This window comes from Micromonospora sp. NBC_01392 (assembly GCF_045040125.1).
Taxonomy (GTDB): domain Bacteria; phylum Actinomycetota; class Actinomycetes; order Mycobacteriales; family Micromonosporaceae; genus Micromonospora.
This window is the reverse complement of sequence record NZ_CP109549.1, coordinates 718,302-736,577: the sequence shown is the minus strand read 5'-3', so window position 1 is coordinate 736,577 and position 18,276 is coordinate 718,302. Positions and strand designations below refer to the sequence as shown.

The window sequence follows — 18,276 nt, the reverse complement described above, 5'->3', positions numbered from 1 at the left end:
GGTTGCGCCGACGGGTCAGCCGTGCGGGCCCGGCCAGTCGGCGGGCGGCGCGGCCGGCGGCCGTTCCCCCACCAGCTCCGCCAGCCGGGTCACCCGCCGCCCACCGATCCGGTACGCGGGCCCGCCCTCCCCCGGCTCCACGAACGCGGCCGGCAGTCCCACCGCGGCCAGCGCGGCGCGCACCGCCTTCCAGCACTGCTCGTCGGCCGGGCCGAGCCCGAGCCGGAACCCGGCCGGTTCGGCGGCCCCGGCCGCGGCGGCCCAGAGCCGCAACCGCCGCCCGTCGAGGTGGAACCGGGCCGGCGGTCGCTTCGCCGCGCCGTGCAGCCAGCCCCGGGCGAGCGGCGTCAGCGTGCTCGCGTACGCGGTGCGCACCCGGTACCGGCCGTCCCCGGTCGGCTCCCAGCCCGCCGGCACGCCGCGGGCACCCAACTCGGCCACCAGCACGTGTACCCGCCAGGCCGCCTCCACCACCACGGAGAGCCGGGCCGTGCCGCCCATCCGCACCACCTCACCCGGCCCGGCGAGCAGGCCGGCGAGGTCCGCCAGCGCGGGATCGGCCGCCTCGGTGGAGAACAGCGAGGGCTGGCGGGCCGGGTTCGGATTCGGGGAGGGTGGCGTCAGCGACACTCCGGGACCTCGTCGAAGGCCTCTTTGAGTTCGGGTGAGTTGAGTTTGCTGGTGTCCAGCGCGCTCGCGTCGTACTCCTGGTTCAGCGTGTCCACGGCGGCGCGCACGCCGTCGTAGAACGGGCCGGCCTGGGCGGTGTCGAGCCGGTCGATGGTGGTCCGGGCCCGCCCGTACGCGTCCCGCATCTTGCTCAGCGAGCCACGGAACCCGGCGGAGACCTCGGGGCCGTGGTCGACCTCCGGCACGCCCGCCTCCTCGACCTTGCGTCGGGCCGTCTCGCTGGCCTGCTCCGCCCCGGCGAACAACCGCACCAGGTTCTCCTTGGCCTGCGGCGGGGTGGTCTGCGCGGTCATCTGCTGCTTGGTGCTGCTGGTCAGCTTGGAGATCTCCGCGCGCCACGGGGTGAGCGCCTGGCACACCGACGCGGCCCAGGCCCGAGGGCTGGGCCCGCCGCACCCGGCGGCGACGAGGACCAGCGTGGCCAGGACCACCGTGAGCTTTCCGGCGGTTGCCGTCCGGCGCGTACGCATGCGATGCAGCGTACGACCTCCGGGGGGAACCGCCACCGGTCAGGTTTCGTGCACGGGACGTTCCCGGCCGGCCTGAGCCGGCCGGGAACGTCCCGTCGGTCAGGCGCCCACCGTCTCCGTGCGCTGGCCCGGGGTGCCCGCACCGTGGTCCGAGCTGTCCATGGCCACGCCCTTGCGCTTGCTGAACACCACCGCCGCCGCGATGATCAACGCGGCCACCACGGCGATCGTGATCCGCAGCGCCGGGTTCTTGTCGTCGCCCACGCTCCAGGCCACCACGGCCGGGGCGATCAGCAGCGAGACCAGGTTCATCACCTTGATCAGCGGGTTGATCGCCGGGCCGGCGGTGTCCTTGAACGGGTCGCCGACGGTGTCGCCGATCACGGTGGCGGCGTGCGCCTCGGAGCCCTTGCCGCCGTACGCGCCGTCCTCGACCAGCTTCTTGGCGTTGTCCCACGCGCCGCCGGAGTTGGACAGGAAGACCGCCATCAGCGTGCCCGCGCCGATCGCGCCGGCCAGGTAGGAGGCCAGTGCGCCCGGGCCGAGGCCGAAGCCGACCGCGATCGGGGCCAGGATGGCCAGCAGGCCGGGGGTCAGCAGCTCGCGCTGCGCGTCCCGGGTGCAGATGTCCACGACCTTGCCGTACTCGGGCCGCTGGGTGCGGTCCATGATGCCGGGCAGCTCGCGGAACTGCCGGCGGACCTCCATCACCACGGCGCCGGCCGAGCGGGAGACCGCGTTGATGGCCAGGCCGGAGAAGAGGAAGACCACGGCCGCGCCGATGATCAGGCCGACCAGGTTGCGCGGGTTGGCCACGTTCAGCGCGTTGAGGATCTCGGTGCCGACGTCGCCCACGCCCGCGTCCTCGTACGAGGTCCGCAGCGTGTCGGTGTACGAGCCGAACAGCGCGGTCGCGGCCAGCACCGCGGTGGCGATCGCGATGCCCTTGGTGATCGCCTTGGTGGTGTTGCCGACCGCGTCCAGCTCGGTCAGCGTGCGCGCGCCGTGCTCGTCGATGTCGCCGGACATCTCGGCAACGCCCTGCGCGTTGTCCGAGATCGGGCCGAACGTGTCCATCGCGACGATGACGCCGACGGTGGTGAGCAGGCCGGTGCCGGCCAGCGCGACCGCGAACAGCGACAGCGTGATCGAGCTGCCGCCGAGCAGGAACGCGCCGAAGACGCCCGCGCCGATCAGCAGCGCCGAGTAGACCGCCGACTCCAGGCCGATGCTGATGCCGGCCAGGATGACGGTGGCGGCGCCGGTCTGCGAGCTCTTGCCGATGTCCTGCACCGGGCGGCGGTTGGTCTCGGTGAAGTAGCCGGTCAGCGCCTGGATCGCGGCGGCCAGCACGATGCCGATCACGACCGCGCCGATGGCCACCAGCCGCGGGTTGCGGTCGACGTCGGTCAGCCCGCCCTCCAGCTCGCCGAACGTGGCCGGCAGGTACGCGAACGCGGCGATCGACACCAGCACCGCGGAGATCACCGCGGAGAGGTAGAAGGCCCGGTTGATCGCGGTCAGGCCGTTGCGGTCGCTGGCGCGCAGCCGGGTGATGAACACGCCGACGATGGCGACCAGCACGCCGATGGTGGAGATGATCAGCGGGAAGACCAGGCCGTCCTCGCCGAACGCGGCCCGGCCCAGGATCAGCGCGGCGACCAGCGTGACCGCGTACGACTCGAACAGGTCGGCGGCCATGCCGGCGCAGTCACCGACGTTGTCGCCCACGTTGTCGGCGATGGTCGCGGCGTTGCGCGGGTCGTCCTCCGGGATGCCCTGCTCGACCTTGCCGACCAGGTCCGCGCCGACGTCCGCGGCCTTGGTGAAGATGCCACCACCGACCCGCATGAACATGGCCAGCAGCGCGGCGCCGAAGCCGAAGCCCTCCAGCACGGTCGGCGCGTCGCCCCGGAACAGGATGACGACGAGCGCCGCACCGAACAGGCCGAGGCCGACGGTGAGGAAGCCGACCACGCCGCCGGTGCGGAAGGCGATTTTCATGGCGCCCTCGCGGCCACCTTCGCGCTCCCGCGCGGCGGCGGCGACCCGCAGGTTGGCGCGGGTGGCCAGCCACATGCCGGCGCCGCCGATGAACGCGCTGAACAGCGCACCCACCACGAAGAACGCCGACCGGCCGATCTTCACCAGCGTCTGGTTCCCGTCGGTGTCGTGCACCGGCAGCAGGAACAGCAGCACGACGGCGATCACCACGAAGATCGCCAGGGTGCGGAACTGCCGCAGCAGGTACGCGGACGCGCCCTCCTGCACCGCCCCGGAGATCTCCTGCATGTTGGTGGTTCCCGTACCGGCTGCCAGTACCGCCTTGGTCAAGGCGGCGGCGAAGACGAGCGCCACCAGCGCGATGACCGCGGCGATGACGACGTACGTCACGTTGGCTCCGGTAAGGGACAGTGCGCCGCCGTCGGCGGCCAAGGTCCCGGACATCTGTGTCCTCCTGTACCGAACACTCGCGTCGGCTCGTGGAGACGCACGGCCGACGCCTGGATGCGAACTCGCCAGCGCGCGCCATCGACCCGTTCCCGCTGGCTGCGGGGAGCGATCACTTGCTGACAACCCGGGTACTGTAGCCCTCCGGCGTGGTGAGGGTCACATGGAGGGGGCACCGTGTCTCGATGATCTTCGTAACTGTGTTATGCGAGGAAATCTGATATACGGGCCGGTCAACACGACGAGGCCGCGCTCCCCGTGCGGGGAACGCGGCCTGCGGAACGATCAGATCAGCCGCGGCCGGTCGGCCAGGCCATCCGGACCTCGGTGCCGACACCCTCGTCGACCGGGCGGACCTGGAGGTCCTCCACGAAACCGGCGAGCAGGGCGAACCCCACGCCGGTGGTGAGCGCGTCCTCGCTGAGCGACTCCTTCGCCAGCTCGTCCGGGCCGAGCGCGGCCAACCCGAGACCCGCCTCGATCGGGGCCCGGTCCACCACCCGCACCGTGTACGGCCCGCCGTCGGACATCTCCACGTAGACCAGCTCCGCCAGCCCGTACTGCCGGTGCAGCGCGACCGCCCGGGTGCACGCCTCACCGATGGCCAGCCGCACCTCGTCGAGCAGGTCCTCGCGGACCCCGGCCCGCCGGGCCACCGCGACACCGACCAGGCGGGCGGTGCGCACGTGCACCGGCGCCGGCGAGAAGGAGAGCTTGACGGTGGCCATCACGCGCCGGTGGTGTCGGCGGCGATGGCCGCGTCGACCGTCGGGTGCAGCGGGAAGACCTGATCCAGGGCGGTGATGCGGAAGATCTTGAGCAGCGGCTCCTTGTCGCAGACCAACGCGAACGAGCCGCTGGCCGACCGGAGCCGCTTGAGCGCGCCGACCAACACGCCGAGCCCGGTCGAGTCGAGGAAGTCCACCCGACCCAGGTCCACCACCACGTGGCGGGCCCCACCGTCGATCAACTCGATGAGCCGTTCCCGCAGGCGGGGTGCGGTGTAGACATCCACCTCACCGCCGACCTCGAGCACCGTGTGCTCCCCCACGGTGCGGGTCGCCAGCGACAGCTCCATCGGCCCCTCCTCGGTAAACTCTCCTGGGCATCTAACCATCCCCCCGTGCGACCGCTTCGGGTCACCGGCCCGGCCCTCCCCATACCCCGACCCGGCGGTTCCCAATTCCGAACACCAGTGCGAGAGTGCAGGACGTGACCGACGACAGCCCCGGCCCGAGGCGTACGCCGGACGAGCTGCTGCGCCGGTTGCGGCTGCGCCACGCCACCGACCCGGTCACCCACGTCGAGCGGGTGCCGGCCCGCGTCGGCGAGCCGGCGTCGTGGCCCGACTGGGCGCCCGCGGAGCTGCGGGCGGCGTTCACGCGACGCGGCGTGGCCGCGCCGTGGCGGCACCAGGCCCAGGCCGCCGAGCTGGCGTACGCGGGGCAGCACGTCGTCGTCGCCACCGGCACGGCGTCCGGCAAGTCGCTGGCGTACCAGCTTCCCGCGCTGAGCACGCTGCTCGCCGACCCGCGCGCCACGGTGCTCTACCTGGCCCCGACCAAGGCGCTCGCCGCCGACCAGCTCCGCGCCGTCGCCGGCCTGGACCTCGACGGGGTACGCCCGGCCACCTACGACGGCGACACCCCGCGCACCGAACGGGAGTGGATCCGTCGACACGCCCGGTTCGTGCTGACCAACCCGGACATGCTGCACCACGGCATCCTGCCCGGGCACGCCCACTGGTCCGGCTTCCTGCGCCGGCTCGCGTACGTGGTCATCGACGAGTGCCACACCTACCGGGGCGTCTTCGGCTCACACGTCGCGCACGTGCTGCGACGGTTGCGTCGACAGTGCGCCCGCTTCGGGCGTACGCCGGTGTTCCTGCTGGCCTCGGCCACGTCGGGCGACCCGGCGACGGCGGCCGGGCGGCTCACCGGCCTGCCCGTCACCGCCGTCACCGAGGACACGTCGCCGCGCGGCGGGGTGACGTTCGCGCTCTGGGAGCCGCCGCTGCTGCCGCCCACGGATTCGTCTGTTGACGCTGATCTCGTCCAGGTCCGGCGCTCCGCGCTGCGGGAGACCGCCGACCTGCTCGCCGACAGCGTGGTCGAGGGGGTACGCACGCTCGCCTTCGTCAGGTCCCGCAAGGGCGCCGAGGTGGTCGCCGCGAACGCGCGGCGGTCGCTCGACGAGGCGGTGCCGGGGCTGGGCGACCGGGTCGCCGCCTACCGGGCCGGCTACCTGCGCGAGGAGCGTCGCGAGCTGGAACGGGCGCTGCTGCACGGCGACCTGCTCGGGCTCGCCTCCACCAACGCGCTCGAACTCGGCGTCGACCTGGTCGGGCTGGACGCGGTGCTGATCTGCGGCTGGCCCGGCACCCGCGCCTCGCTCTGGCAGCAGGCCGGCCGGGCCGGGCGCTCCGGCGACGAGGCGCTCGCGGTGCTGGTGGCCCGCGACGACCCGCTCGACACCTACCTCGTGCACCACCCGGAGGCGCTGTTCGGGCGTCCCGTCGAGGCCACCGTGCTCGACCCGGCCAACCCGTACGTGCTCGCGCCGCAACTCGCCTGCGCCGCCCACGAGGCCCCGCTCACCGCCGCCGACCTGGACCTGTTCGGCGACGGCGCGAAGGAGGCGGTGGACTCGCTGGTCGAGGCGGGCGCGCTGCGGCAGCGGCCCACCGGCTGGTACTGGCGGCACCGGGAACGCCCCGAGGTCGACCTGCGCGGCGAGGGCGGCGCCCCGGTCTGCGTGGTCGAGGAGTCCACCGGGCGGCTGCTCGGCACCGTCGACGGCGGCTCCGCACACTTCCTGCTCCACACCGGCGCGGTCTACCTGCACCAGGGCGTCTCATACGTGGTCGACACGCTCGACCTGGCCGACGGGTGCGCGCTGGTGCACACCGAGGAGCCGGACTGGTCCACCCACGCCCGCGACGTCACCTCGCTGTCCGTGGTGTCCGTCCGCTCGTACGTCGACGCCGGCCCGGTCGGGCTGTTCCTCGGCGAGGTGGACGTGACCAGTCAGGTGGTGTCGTACCAGCGCCGGCGCATCGCCACCGGCGAGGTGATCGACACCCGCCCGCTGGACCTGCCCGCGCGCGAGCTGCGTACGGTCGCGGTCTGGTTCACGCTCTCGCCGGAGTCGCTGGCTCGGACCGGCGTCGAGGCCGCGGACGTGCCGGGCGCGCTGCACGCCGCCGAACACGCCGCGATCGGCCTGTTGCCGTTGATGGCGACGTGCGACCGCTGGGACATCGGCGGGTTGTCGACCGCCCTGCACCCGGACACCGAGGCCCCGACCGTGTTCGTCTACGACGGTCATCCCGGCGGGGCGGGTTTCGCCGAGCGCGCGTACCGGACGGCCGCCGCCTGGCTGCGCGCCACCCGCGACGCGATCGTCGAGTGCGGGTGCGAGACCGGGTGCCCGTCCTGCGTCCAGTCCCCGAAGTGCGGAAACGGCAACAACCCGCTGGCCAAGCCGGAAGCCGTCAAGGTCCTCGACGTGGTGCTCACCAACCTCGCCGCCGCGGCGGGCACCGCGACGGCCGTCGACGCCTCGGCCGGCGACGCGGCGGGCGTCCATACGGTGGACGTCGATGCGGCGGCCGGCAGCGCGGCGGCCGTCCATGCGGTGGCCGGCAGCGCGGTGGGCGTCCATGCGGTGGCCGGCAGCGCGGTGGGCGTCCATGCGGTGGCGGGTGAGGGCTCGTCGGGTGACGAGTCGGAGCCGGGGGCGGAGCGCGACGGGGTGCTGCCACGGCAGGACGACCGGGCAGCCCGGCGATCGGCGACCGACCCCATCACGACGGACTGACCTCGCCGCATCACTCGTCACCACCTCGGCCCACCGATGCGGTGACGCCAGCGAGCGAGGACTGTTCCCGCCCCCGACGCGCCGCCCGATGCTCGACCAGCGCAGACCCCACCCACCCCGTCGATCTTGCAGTTTCGGCCCACGCCGCGCCCTGTTTGTCCAATACGCCTGGGCGCAAGGTGCAAGATCGACGGGCGGGTTGGTGGGAGGAGTGAGTCTGGTGGGTGGGACGGGTGCATGAGGAAGGGTGCCACGGGGCATTGATGTATGGGAGCGCTTCCATGCATCATTCCGGTAGCGCAGACGCGACCCGAGACCCGTCCGCCGGAGGTGCCGCCGTGGCCGACACGATCGCCGAGACCGTCGAGCTGCTCTACACCATCGACCAGGAAAGCCTCACCCCGGACCAGCAGATAGCGCTGGGTACCGCGCTGGCGAACCTGGCCCAGGCGGAGCGGCTGGACCAGATCAACGAACGCCTGCGCGGTATCCACCAGGTGCTCAACACGTGGGCGATGAAGGCCACGGTCGACGGCGGACGCTGACCGCCCGTCGCGGCCCGAACCGCTGTTTGATGAGCGCGGTCGGGCCGGGTGGCGTCTCGCCAGCTCACGGGAGGACGGTGTCGGACGATGACCGGCACCGTCACTTCGGTGTGCGGGAGTCGATCAAGGTCACCGTCAGGGCTGACCAGCGGTGCGCGCTGGTGGCGGCGTTGTGCGAGACTCCGGCGACCCCTCGAAGGAGATCAGATGTCGCTCGACAGCCTGCAGGCCCAGCACCGGTTCATCGTCCGCCAGCGGATCCGGATGATGGTCAACCAGTACGAGGTGCACGCCGTGGCACCGGACGGCTCCGAGGGCGGGCTGCTCGCGTTCGCGCAGCAGAAGCGGCTCGCCTTCAAGGAGCAGGTCACCATCTACACCGACGACACCAAGCAGTACCCCCTGCTCGGGTTCAAGGCCCGCCAACGGCTCGACCTCGGCGCCACCTACGACGTGACCGACCACGCCGGTGCCCCGATCGGCCTGTTCCGCAAGGACTTCGCCCAGTCGCTGCTGCGTTCGACCTGGCACGTCGAGCAGCCCGGTCTGCCGCCCGCGACGGGACAGGAGCGCAGCCTGCCGGTGGCGCTGCTGCGCCGCTTCGTCGACTCGCTCTCCTGGCTGCCCTACCACTTCGACTTCCTGGCCGGCGGCCAGCCGGTGTTCTCGGTCGACAAGAAGTGGGGCCTGCGCGACCGGTACGTCGTCGACATCCACCACCCGCACATCGACCGTCGCCTGGTCATCGCCATGGCGGTGGGCCTGGACGCGCTCCAGTCCCGCTGACGCCGGCGTCGACCGGTGCGGCCCGTCGCGGCGGGCTCCACCGGTCGACCGCCGGGTGGGTTCCGCCGCCCGCCCGCCGGTAGCGAAACCAGTGTCGCCAGGCAGGCGGCAGGCGGCAGGCGGCAGGCGGCAGGCGATGGTCATGGTCATGGTCATGGCGCGACGGCGAGTTCGCGCGCCGGGCCGGCCCGGGACGTGGCGGTGGCGACGCGGGTCAACCCGGGTAGCGGCGCGACCCGTACCTGCGCCGTGACGATCAGGTCGAGGCCGTCGATCCGGCACCCGGTCATCCGGCCGGCGTTGGCGGACACCAGCGCGTCGGCCGACCCGCAGGCGGCGTCCGCCCCGTCGAGCACCCGGCTCGCGCCCGCGAGCGCGCCGAAGTCGGCCGCCACCCGGGCCTGATGGCGCGCGCAGCGGGCGGCCCCGAGCCCGGCGCCGAACAGCCCCACGAGCACGAACACCAGACCGATGGCGAGCAGGCACACGGTCGCCCCGCCCCGCTCGTCCACCGACCAGCCGGTGGGCCGTCCGTGTGCGTCCGGTCCACCAAGGCTCGACCTGTCAGGGCTCGGCCCGGCAAGGCTCGGCCCGGCAAGGCTCGGCCTGTCAGGGCTCGGCCCGGCGAGGTCCGGCCTGTCAGGGCTCGGCCCGGCGAGGTCCGGCCTGTCAGGGCTCGGCCCGGCGAGGTCCGGCCTGTCAGGGCTCGGCCCGGCGAGGTCCGGCCTGTCAGGGCTCGGCCCGGCGAGGTCCGGCTCGGCGAGGCCCAGCCCGGCAGGGCCCGCTCCGGCAAGGTGCGGCCCGGCGGGGTCCGACAGCTCATCCGGGTGCGGCTCACGGTCGGCCGAGCTGACGGTCGGTGACAAGGTCCCCAGCTTCTCCAGCGTCCCCAGCCGCCCTGGCGTCGCCGGCCTCGCCGGCCGTCCCGGCTTCTCCAGCGTTCCCGGCTTCTCCGGCGTTGGCGGCGTCACGACACAGGCCCGGGAGCGCCGGGTTCCACGGCGGCCACCGCGACGCCGGAGACGGTCGACCGGGGCAGCCTCGTGCCGAACGTCCGGACGGGTGCCCGGACGGTCGCGGTCACCCGGTCACCGGTCACGGTCAACGTCACCTCCGCGCCCGCCGGGGCGTACCGGGTGGCGGCGGGTGGGCCCGGCTCGCCCCGCGCGGCGGCGAGTGCCGCTTCCCGGGCCGCGTCGACGCAGCCGGCACGCGTGGTCACCGCGTCGACCGCGGTGAGGCCGGCGACGAGCAGGAACATCAACGCCGGCAGACCGACCGCCAGCTCGGCGGTGAACGACCCCCGTTCCCGGGCGTCCCAGGGGCGACGGCGGGCGGTGCCACACCGGACGCCGTACGGCGCCCCGCCACTCGCCACCGGGGCGGCCGGAACGAGGGCGTACCGGCCACGGTGACGGCCGGCCCACCGGCGCCCGGTCACTTCAAGGCCCGGTCGATGACAGCGGTCAGCGCGGACTGCACGTTCCCGGAGGTGAGCACCTTCAGCAGGATGCCGGCGAAGGCGACCGCGGCGAGGGTGCCCACGGCGTACTCCGCGGTGTTCATGCCGGCGTCACCCCGCAGTCGGGTGAGAAGCTTGCGCATGTCGTACGTCCCTTCTCGATGGTTCACAGCACGTCGCCGAGGACGGCGACGATCACCGGCACCAGACCGGCGAGAATGAAGGCGGGCAGGAAGCACAGCCCGAGCGGCAACACGATGAGCACGCCCGCGCGTCGGGCCGCCGCCTCAGCCGCGGTCGAGCGCTCCGCCCGCAGGTCGTCCGCGAGTCGGGTGAGCGCGCCGGCCAGCGCGGCGCCACTGTTCGACGAGCGGACCGCGGCGGTCACCAGGCTCTCCGCCCCGGAGACCGGGCGCAGGTGCGCCCACGCCTCGGTCGCCGTACCGCCCAGGCCCAGCGTGCGGCCCACCCGGCCGAGCCGGTCCGCGAGTGGCCCGCCGAGCGCCTCGGCGACCGCGAGCGCCGAGCGGTCGACAGGTGCGCCGGCCCGGAGCGCCGCAGCCAGCAGATCGGCGGCGAGCGGCAGGTCCGCGGTTTCGCGCAGGTGACGCTCCCGTACGGCGCGGGGCTCGATCCGGCGCAGCAGACGGTCGGCGGCCACCCCGGCCAGCAGACCGGTGAGCAGGCCGACCCAGCCACCGGCGATCACCGCCACGGCCACGGCGGTCACGCCGGCACCCAGCCGGATCCGGTCCGGCCACCAGTTCGGCCGGCCTTGCCGAGGGGTGGGCGCGAGCCGCCGCAACCGCCGGACCGGCCGGGCGGCGGCCCCGGTGACGAGCAGGAGGGAAGCGGCGCCGCCGAGGCAGACGGCGGCGACCACCTGGCGGGACATCAGGCCGCCCGACCGGGCCCGGCGCCGAGCCGTTCCGCCCAGAGCAGCCCGCCCACCTGCAGGGCCACGGCCGCCACGGCGCTGCCACCGCCCACCGGCGTGTGCAGGAGCACGGCCACCGGGTCGACGCCGATGGCGTAACCGAGACCGATCCCGCCGAGCGGCAGGGCGGCGAGCAGCCACGCCGTCGCCCGCGCGCCGGCGGCCTGGGCGGCGGCAGCGGCGAGCCCTCGGTCGGCCGCGCGGGCGTCGGCTTCGATCCGTTCGAGCAGGTCGGCCAGCGGCGCTCCGGTCCGGTCGGCAAGTCGCACCGCGGCCCGGGTCAGCCGCGCGATCCGCCCCAAACCGTTGTCGAGCAGGTGGCCGGTGGGCAGACCGGCCCGCAGATCGGCGGCGACGGCACCGAGCCGGTCGAGATCACGACGGTGCTCCGCCTGGGCCGCCTGCCGGGTGCGCCTGCGTAACGCCGCCCGGGCCGCGAGCGTGCCGTAGACGGCGAGTGCCAGCGCGGCCACCGGACCACCGAGGAGCGCCCCCACCCCGCCACCGAGCAGCGCCGCCGCCGGCAGGGCCCGCCGGACGGAGACGGTCCGGAACGCAGCCAGACCCGCCGACGTCGAGGCAAGCCGCCGGTCAGGGGCCGGCCGCGTCGGGAACGCAGCCCGACCGCCCGGCGTCGAGGCGGGCCGTCGGCCAGGGGTGGGCCGTCGGCCGGGACCGGGTCCCGGGTCGAGGACGGCCCGCTTTCGGGTCCGGCCGGCGCGTACCGGCCAGCCGACCGTCACCGCGGCACCGACCAGCAACACGACCACCAGCCCGAGCTGGCCGGTCACGAGCTGGCCGGTCACGAGGGGCCTGCCGCGTCTGGCCAGACCGCGCAGAGGATCGGCGGCACGGGCACGCCCCGCTCGCGCAGCAGGTTGCCGAGCGGCCGGGCGGCCAGGCCGAGACCACGGCCCCGGATCCAGGCCGGAACCACTGTCACCACCCGGTCGGGGCCACCCGGGAGGAGCAGGCCGATCGAGTCGAGCACCCGCCCCTCGCCGGTCCGGCGTACCTGGAGGACGACCTGCAGGGCGGCGGCGACCTGGGCGTGCAACGCGATCCGCGGCAGCCCGCCGAGCATTCCGAGCGCCTCCAGTCGGGCGGGCACATCCGTCGGGGCGTTGGCGTGCAGCGTTCCCGCCCCGCCGTCGTGGCCGGTGTTCAACGCGGCCAGCAGGTCGACCACCTCGGCGCCCCGGCACTCACCCACCACGAGCCGGTCCGGTCGCATCCGGAGCGCCTGCCGGACCAGGTCGCTGAGGCCGACCGCGCCGACGCCCTCGACGTTCGCGGTGCGCGCCTGCAACCCGATCACGTGCGGGTGCACCGGGCGCAGCTCGGCGGCGTCCTCCACCAGCACGATCCGCTCGGTGCCGGGCACCAGCCCGAGCAACGTGTTGAGCAGCGTGGTCTTGCCGGAGCCGGTGCCGCCGGTCACCAGGTACGCGAGCCGGGCGGCCACCACCGCGTCGAGCAGCGGGGCGACCGGCCGGGGCACGGTGCCGTGGTCGACCAGTTCCGCCAGCGTGAACGGCCGTTGCCGGAAGGTGCGCAGCGACAGGTAGGGGCCGTCGGTCGCCACCGGCGGCAGCACGGCGTGCAGCCGGGTGCCGTCCGGCAGTCGCGCGTCGGCGTAGGGCGAGGCGTCGTCCAGCCGGCGACCGGCCGCCGCGGTCAACCGCTGCGCCAACCGGCGTACGTCGTCGACCGTGCCGAGCGGCACGGCCACCTGGTGCAGGCCCCGCCCCCGGTCGACCCAGACCCGGACGCCGTTCACCAGCACGTCGGTGACCTGCGGGTCGGCGAGGAGCGGCGCGAGCGGGCCGGCGCCGACGAGGTCGTCGTGCACCCGGTCGGCGATCCGCAGCAGAGTGGTGTCGCCGAGCACGCCGGCGCCCGGCTCGGCGCGTACCGCGGAGACCACCGCGGCGGAGGTGACCGGGGTGGCGTCGGCGGCGAAGCGGTGCCGGACCCGGGCGGCCAGCTCTCCGGGATCGGCCGGGCCGGTCACGCCGCGCCCGCCGCGGACCGACCGGTCAGCTCGTCGACGAGCCGCTGGCACAGCACGGCGAGCGGGCCCTTGCCGGTGGCGCCCGGGGCCTCGCCGCGCTCCAGCCCCCGACACAGGCCGGGCTCCGGCCGAAGCGTGCCGGCGAGCGGCAAGCCGAGCGCGCGGGCCACCTCGGCCGCCCGGAGCCGGCCCGGCGCCGGACCACGCACGATCACCGAGAGGTCGGCGCACTGGGGTGCCACCACGGCGGCCACCCGGGCCGCGGCGGCGGTGGCACGCAGCTCCGCGGGCACCACGAGAAGCGCGCGGTCGGCCGCCTGGAGGGCGATCACCGCCGCGTCGTCGAGATGCCGGGGAAGGTCGAGCACGACCAGGTCCCGCCCGCGCCGACCAGCGTCGACAGTGGCGGCCATCGCCTCGGCCGGCAGGTGCCGCAGGTCCCCCCGGTCCCACGAGAGCACCACCAGGTCGCCACGGCTGGGCAGCGCGCGGACCAGCGACGGTGGATCCACCCGGCCGTCGGCACCGGCCAGCTCGGGCCAGCGCAACCCGTCGAGCTGCTCCCACCCGAGCACCAGGTCGAGGCCGCCGCCCAACGGGTCGGCATCGACCAGGAGCGTGCGGAGCCGGGCCCGGGCCGCACTGACCGCGAGCCCTCCGGCGAGCACGCTGGCTCCCGCGCCGCCGCGCCCGCCGAGCACCGCCACGACCCGGCCCGGGCCCGCGCCGACCGGCCCGGTCACGCACTCGGCGAACCGGTCGACCAGCCAGGGTTCCGCCGCGGGCAGCGCCGCGACATGCTCGGCGCCGATCAGCTCGGCCAACTCCGTACCCGGATCGAGCTGGCCGGAGCGCCCGACCAGCACGGTGCGCGGACGCCGCGGCAGGCGGGCCCGCAGGCAGGCCGCGGCCTGGTCGGCGCCGACCAGCACCAGCGGCGCGGGCGCCCAGCGGGCACGGGCGGCGGCCGGGTCGGCCGCCAGCTCGACCTCGGTGCCGCCGGCCGCGGCCAGGCGCAGCAGCTCATCGAGCAGGTCACCGTCGGCCGTGACGAGCAACGGCAGTCGACGGTACGGCGGAAGCGGGGTGCGGGGCGCCATGGCGGCCTCCAACGGTCGGACTTGGGCGTGCCGTGGTGGAGCCTGCCCATCGGGCCGACCGTGCGGGCGCCGCAACCGCTCGCCTGTGGACAACAAGGGGGCTTGTGGACAGACCTCGCCGAACGAGTCGATCTGCTATGCGTCCACGCGGCCGGATCGGCGGGGAAGGTTGCCCGGACGACTGGTCCGGCCCGGCTCACCGGCCGGAACCGGTGACCCCGCCAGCCATTGACTGGGAACGCTGCCCGTCCCGCATAATCGGAGCGCCCTGCCGTGGAACGGACGGCACCGCTCGCGGAATCGAGGCCATGACCGATTCACCGCACGGCACCGGAGCCCCGTCCGGCCGACGCCGCGCCCGGCCGGCCCCGCCGAGCGGCGGCGAGGCCTGGCTCCGCGACCCGTCCCCGGCCACGCTCGCCTCGGTGGCGATCGGGGTCATGGTGGTGGTGCTGGTCGGCACGCTCAGCTTCTTCGCCATGCCGCGCCGCCCCGACCTGCCGCCGCCCGGCGGCGCCGAGGCGATCCTGGCCTCGCCCGGCACGCCGGCTGCGGACCTGACAACCGAGTCGTACTCCCCGGCGCCCGTGTCGCTCTCCACCCGCGCCGCGCTGCCGACCCGCTCGCCGGCCCCACCTCGCCGCACCACTCCGGCGGCCCGACCACCGGCACCGAAGCCATCGGCCAGCCGGACGAAGCCGCCGGTGTCCCGGCCCGGCGAACTCACCCCGCTGCCGGCGTCCCGGGAGTCGACGCTGCGCTCCAGCGGGGGCGGGCCGGAGACCTTCGTCGACTTCGTCAACGCCCGGACCGCGCCCGTGGTCGTCAACTGGCTGGACTACGACGGCCGACGCCAGCGGTACGCGGTGCTCCAGGCGGGGCAGTCCTACCGGCAGCAGACGTACGTGGGCCATCCGTGGGTGGTGACCGACGAGCAGGGCCGAGGGCTCGTCTGCTTCGAGCCGGCCGGGCAGACGCTGCACGCCGTGATCCGCTGACCGTCCCTTTCGGACGCTTTGTCCTCGCGGTGTAACGACATCACCACTCCGTGCGGTAATTGATCGACAGCAACTTTCGGGCGGTACGACCGCCCAGCTGTCTCACCGACAGGAGCGGGGATGCAAAAGACCTGGCGGAGGGCGGCCCTGGCGGCCAGCCTGTCGATCACGGGGGCGCTGGGTGGGCTGGTCGCTGCCGCGCCGGCACAGGCGCAGCCGGTGGCGTCCGGTTCGGTCACCTTCAGCGGTGACCAGGGCGACTACATCACCGGCGGCGGGTCGTACGCCTATTCGGTCGCCGACGGCGACCAGCTCACCACCTCCGCGTCGACCGACGCCAGCCACGTGTCGGTCAACGTCAACGGCTACGGCGGCGACTGGTGGTACCTGGACTTCGACGCCCCGGGAAGCCAGCCGCTGGCCCCTGGCACCTACGAGAACGCGACCCGCTACCCGTTCAACGGCGCGGGCCCCGGCCTGGGCCTGGACGGGAACGGCCGCGGCTGCAACGAGCTGACCGGCACGTTCACCGTGCTCAACGCCGTCTTCGGACCGAACGGCTACGTCCAGACGTTCGACGCCACCTTCGAGCAGCACTGCGAGGGCGGCACCGCGGCGGCCCGCGGCGAGGTCCACATCGCCAACCCGCCGGCCCCGGCGCCGCTGGACCTCGCGCTCGCCGTGGCCACGCAGGGCACCGCCAGCACGGTGAGCGGCAAGGCGGTCGTGCACGGCACTGTCACCTGCAACCAGCCGACCTCCGTGGCGCTGTACGGCACGGTCACCGAGATCGTCAAGAAGACCATCGTCCGGGGGGACTTCACCACCCGCGTGGACTGTGCCCCGGGCAGCCCGGCGGCCTGGACCGCCACCGCCACGCCGGGCGGCACCCAGCCGTTCGTCAAGGGTGACGTGGAGGTCAGCACCAGGGCCCAGGGCTACGACAGCGAGTACAACCAGTACGTCGAGGTCAACGACACCGCGGTCGTCAAGCTGATCAAGGGCTGATCCGCCGATGGGAGCGGCCGGCCCGACGAAGGGTCGGCCGCTCCGCCACTCCGGCACCCGGAGGCGACCGAGCCGGAAAGGCGCTCCCACCAGGGCGGGAGCGCTCCCCGCAAAGGGACGACCCCCGTCGGGGGGAAAGTGACCTGACGTAGCAGCGAGTGTGATCGAGTGCCGTACCGCGTGGTCAGACGTACCGGTCGTGTCGTCGAGCATGATCGAGAGTGGCCACGTGGTACGGCGTTTGCTGACTATCCGCTGACTGGAAATGACGCGCTGCGGGCGCCCGAGGACGGCCGGAGGCCGCCCGCAGGGCAGTCCGCGAGCGCGGATCACTGCTTGGACGGACTGCGTGCCGACTCGTTGGTCAGCTCCGGAGCGTCACCCCGACGACAATCGCCACGAGGATCAGCACCGGAGCGGCATAGCCTGCGGCAATCAGAATTCTCTCCCTCACGGGGCGGGGCTCAAGGTACTCGTCCGGTCCGAGGACGTTGGGCCACCCGTCGCGGTACTCCACTCGGTGTCCGTCGGGAACCTCCACCTGCACGGTGGGCCGGGTGGTGGCGGAGATGAGGGCGTGGATGCCGTAGATCGGCAGCCACCAGCCGAGCGTGAGCATCGACAGAAGGATGTGCGCAGTGTGCCAGGAGCGGCCAAGACTGCCCGCTTTGAGGGTGAAGATCTGCATGGGTCAGTGCCAGATGGTCTTGCATGGCAGCGGCGAGCCCAGTTCGCTTGGTGCGGTCACCCGGGCAACCTAGCGCCACCCCTGCGGAAGGCCGGGCAAGCGTCGGGTACCCGACGGAACACGGTCGCACCCCTGCTGCTCTCGGCGGGGATCACTCGCAACCACCTCTGCTTTGCAAAGATCAAGACCCTTGTCGGCCAGCGCCGGTGACTGCCGCTGATCTGCTCCCGTGTCGCCCACCGTCGGCCCGGAGGGGACGCCTGCGGCGTCCCACTTCCCAAGCACCGGCCATCGACGTCTTCTTGACAAGAAGGTTTCCTCTTCGGCCCTAGCCGGTTAGGCTCAGCGGCTCTCGCCGACCTTACATGTGCATGCCGAGCTAATAGGGGAGCATGTGACAAATCCAGTGGCCTGGGATCCCAATGATTGGGAGAAGTGGTGCCTTCAACTCCTCCGTCTCGCGTATGGCGCCGACCAGTTGCAGGAGATGCCGGCTCGGCACGGTGGAGATCTGGGGATCGAGGCCTTTACGTACAGTGGGCACGCTTTCCAGTGTTACGCAGCTGAGGAGCCTACAAGCGTCGCCGACCGCTATGAGAACCAGCGCGACAAGCTCACTCGCGACATGAAAAAGTTAATCACAAAGAAGAAGGAATTCGAAAAGCTTCTAGGTGATGTTAAGATCAACTGCTATTTCTTTCTGGTGCCATACTTCGACTCGAAAGAGCTCGTCCTACATGCCCAGCAAAAAGCAGTAGACTATAAAGGCACAGGCTTACCATTCATTGACCCCGAGTTTAGAGTTCGCGTTGTAACGGACGACGCTTTTCAGGATGCCAGGAAAGCTCTGCTGGGGCGGCCGAAGGAGCTAATATCAGTCCCGTCCATCGACGGCGACAACCTGCGCGAGTGGATGGATGAGAACACAGAGGTGCGCGAGAAAATCGACAGCAAGCTTATATCGATATTCCCTTCGCCGACTAACCGGGGTCGGTACATCAACGAACTAGTTAGCCACTACGTTGACTCGAATAATTATCTGCAGAAGCTTCGAGAGCGCTACCCGGACCAGTGGGAAGATGCCTCCCGGATGTTGACCCGCACCGAAAAGCGGCTCAACATCGAGTATCTCTCATACGGCGACCCGCCGGCTCAGCTCATCCCTAGGATCGTTCGCGACCTAGAGCGGAAGCTGAGCGAGGGCGTGCCCGTCTTGGACAATGACACCTTGACAACCCTTGCATGGGGGGCCATCGGTGATTGGCTCATTAGATGCCCACTCGACTTCGAGGGTGCGGGGGTGTGACC

Annotated in this window: 19 protein-coding genes; 6 read left to right on the top strand and 13 right to left on the bottom strand. The window is 73.0% G+C overall.

Translation table 11 applies throughout. The annotated features are described in order from the left end of the window. Positions 1-15: 15 nt before the first annotated feature. From OG767_RS03465 to OG767_RS03445, 5 genes are all read right to left on the bottom strand, one after another. Positions 16-630, bottom strand: coding sequence for a hypothetical protein (locus tag OG767_RS03465; RefSeq protein WP_405092117.1), 615 nt, complete (start codon positions 628-630; stop codon positions 16-18). Next, positions 621-1,160, bottom strand: a complete 540-nt coding sequence (locus tag OG767_RS03460) for a hypothetical protein (protein WP_405092116.1) — start codon at positions 1,158-1,160, stop codon at positions 621-623. Before OG767_RS03460 ends, OG767_RS03465 begins: the two co-directional genes overlap by 10 nt. 99 nt (positions 1,161-1,259) lie before the next feature. Beyond that, positions 1,260-3,608: a sodium-translocating pyrophosphatase gene (locus OG767_RS03455; protein ID WP_405092115.1), complete on the bottom strand. Its 2,349-nt coding sequence runs from the start codon at positions 3,606-3,608 to the stop codon at positions 1,260-1,262. A 293-nt stretch (positions 3,609-3,901) separates the two neighbouring features. Beyond that, a complete protein-coding gene (locus OG767_RS03450; protein ID WP_107154712.1) occupies positions 3,902-4,339 on the bottom strand; it encodes an ATP-binding protein in 438 nt (145 codons plus the stop codon). Further along, on the bottom strand, positions 4,339-4,689 hold the full coding sequence (locus tag OG767_RS03445) for an STAS domain-containing protein (protein ID WP_107154711.1): 351 nt from the start codon (positions 4,687-4,689) through the stop codon (positions 4,339-4,341). The genes OG767_RS03450 and OG767_RS03445 overlap by 1 nt, the downstream gene beginning before the upstream one ends. A gap of 104 nt (positions 4,690-4,793) precedes the next feature. Between OG767_RS03445 and OG767_RS03440 the strand changes: the two genes are divergently transcribed. The 3 genes from OG767_RS03440 (at position 4,794) to OG767_RS03430 (ending at position 8,761) form a co-directional block, all read left to right on the top strand. Further along, positions 4,794-7,430 carry a DEAD/DEAH box helicase gene (locus OG767_RS03440; protein WP_405094120.1) on the top strand — a complete coding sequence of 879 codons (2,637 nt, stop codon included), beginning with the start codon at positions 4,794-4,796 and terminating at the stop codon, positions 7,428-7,430. Between the two features lie 338 nt (positions 7,431-7,768). After that, positions 7,769-7,975, top strand: a complete 207-nt coding sequence (locus OG767_RS03435; RefSeq protein WP_107154710.1) for a hypothetical protein — start codon at positions 7,769-7,771, stop codon at positions 7,973-7,975. Between the two features lie 207 nt (positions 7,976-8,182). Beyond that, a complete protein-coding gene (locus OG767_RS03430; protein ID WP_405092114.1) occupies positions 8,183-8,761 on the top strand; it encodes a hypothetical protein in 579 nt (192 codons plus the stop codon). Between the two features lie 152 nt (positions 8,762-8,913). On the opposite strand, the gene OG767_RS03425 is transcribed toward OG767_RS03430, so the two are convergent. The 7 genes from OG767_RS03425 to ssd form a co-directional block, all read right to left on the bottom strand. After that, entirely contained in the window at positions 8,914-9,273 is a 360-nt protein-coding gene (locus OG767_RS03425; RefSeq protein WP_405092113.1) for an Rv3654c family TadE-like protein, read from the bottom strand. Positions 9,274-9,728: 455 nt separating this feature from the next. Beyond that, positions 9,729-10,139, bottom strand: coding sequence for a TadE family type IV pilus minor pilin (locus OG767_RS03420; RefSeq protein WP_405092112.1), 411 nt, complete (start codon positions 10,137-10,139; stop codon positions 9,729-9,731). A 59-nt stretch (positions 10,140-10,198) separates the two neighbouring features. Then, positions 10,199-10,366, bottom strand: a complete 168-nt coding sequence (locus tag OG767_RS03415) for a DUF4244 domain-containing protein (RefSeq protein ID WP_013283643.1) — start codon at positions 10,364-10,366, stop codon at positions 10,199-10,201. 23 nt (positions 10,367-10,389) lie between these two features. After that, positions 10,390-11,118 carry a type II secretion system F family protein gene (locus tag OG767_RS03410; RefSeq protein ID WP_405092111.1) on the bottom strand — a complete coding sequence of 243 codons (729 nt, stop codon included), beginning with the start codon at positions 11,116-11,118 and terminating at the stop codon, positions 10,390-10,392. Next, on the bottom strand, positions 11,118-11,903 hold the full coding sequence (locus OG767_RS03405) for a type II secretion system F family protein (RefSeq protein WP_405094119.1): 786 nt from the start codon (positions 11,901-11,903) through the stop codon (positions 11,118-11,120). Before OG767_RS03405 ends, OG767_RS03410 begins: the two co-directional genes overlap by 1 nt. 59 nt (positions 11,904-11,962) lie before the next feature. Further along, positions 11,963-13,174, bottom strand: a complete 1,212-nt coding sequence (locus OG767_RS03400; protein WP_405092110.1) for a TadA family conjugal transfer-associated ATPase — start codon at positions 13,172-13,174, stop codon at positions 11,963-11,965. Further along, positions 13,171-14,274 carry a septum site-determining protein Ssd gene (gene ssd, locus OG767_RS03395; protein WP_405092109.1) on the bottom strand — a complete coding sequence of 368 codons (1,104 nt, stop codon included), beginning with the start codon at positions 14,272-14,274 and terminating at the stop codon, positions 13,171-13,173. The genes OG767_RS03400 and ssd overlap by 4 nt, the downstream gene beginning before the upstream one ends. A 308-nt stretch (positions 14,275-14,582) precedes the next feature. Here ssd and OG767_RS03390 point away from each other — a divergent pair, with 308 nt between their 5' ends. Continuing rightward, on the top strand, positions 14,583-15,272 hold the full coding sequence (locus OG767_RS03390; protein WP_405092108.1) for a hypothetical protein: 690 nt from the start codon (positions 14,583-14,585) through the stop codon (positions 15,270-15,272). Positions 15,273-15,392: 120 nt separating this feature from the next. Next, the gene (locus tag OG767_RS03385) at positions 15,393-16,280 is read left to right on the top strand and encodes a hypothetical protein (protein WP_405092106.1); all 888 of its coding nucleotides are present in this window, start codon (positions 15,393-15,395) and stop codon (positions 16,278-16,280) included. 364 nt (positions 16,281-16,644) lie between these two features. Here the strand turns inward: OG767_RS03385 and OG767_RS03380 are convergent, their stop codons facing one another. Beyond that, the gene (locus OG767_RS03380; protein WP_405092105.1) at positions 16,645-16,968 is read right to left on the bottom strand and encodes a hypothetical protein; all 324 of its coding nucleotides are present in this window, start codon (positions 16,966-16,968) and stop codon (positions 16,645-16,647) included. Between the two features lie 394 nt (positions 16,969-17,362). On the opposite strand from OG767_RS03380, the gene OG767_RS03375 reads away from it, so the two are divergent. Beyond that, positions 17,363-18,274, top strand: a complete 912-nt coding sequence (locus OG767_RS03375; protein ID WP_405092103.1) for a hypothetical protein — start codon at positions 17,363-17,365, stop codon at positions 18,272-18,274. Positions 18,275-18,276: the final 2 nt, after the last annotated feature.

Bases quoted from the DNA above. Each gene is read 5' to 3' on its own strand.
- OG767_RS03460 (WP_405092116.1), bottom strand. From the start codon at position 1,160: ATGCGTACGCGCCGGACGGCAACCGCCGGAAAGCTCACGGTGGTCCTG.
- OG767_RS03455 (WP_405092115.1), bottom strand. From the start codon at position 3,608: ATGTCCGGGACCTTGGCCGCCGACGGCGGCGCACTGTCCCTTACCGGA.
- OG767_RS03450 (WP_107154712.1), bottom strand. From the start codon at position 4,339: ATGGCCACCGTCAAGCTCTCCTTCTCGCCGGCGCCGGTGCACGTGCGC.
- OG767_RS03445 (WP_107154711.1), bottom strand. From the start codon at position 4,689: ATGGAGCTGTCGCTGGCGACCCGCACCGTGGGGGAGCACACGGTGCTC.
- OG767_RS03430 (WP_405092114.1), top strand. From the start codon at position 8,183: ATGTCGCTCGACAGCCTGCAGGCCCAGCACCGGTTCATCGTCCGCCAG.
- OG767_RS03415 (WP_013283643.1), bottom strand. From the start codon at position 10,366: ATGCGCAAGCTTCTCACCCGACTGCGGGGTGACGCCGGCATGAACACC.
- OG767_RS03410 (WP_405092111.1), bottom strand. From the start codon at position 11,118: ATGTCCCGCCAGGTGGTCGCCGCCGTCTGCCTCGGCGGCGCCGCTTCC.
- ssd (WP_405092109.1), bottom strand. From the start codon at position 14,274: ATGGCGCCCCGCACCCCGCTTCCGCCGTACCGTCGACTGCCGTTGCTC.
- OG767_RS03390 (WP_405092108.1), top strand. From the start codon at position 14,583: ATGACCGATTCACCGCACGGCACCGGAGCCCCGTCCGGCCGACGCCGC.
- OG767_RS03385 (WP_405092106.1), top strand. From the start codon at position 15,393: ATGCAAAAGACCTGGCGGAGGGCGGCCCTGGCGGCCAGCCTGTCGATC.
- OG767_RS03380 (WP_405092105.1), bottom strand. From the start codon at position 16,968: ATGCAGATCTTCACCCTCAAAGCGGGCAGTCTTGGCCGCTCCTGGCAC.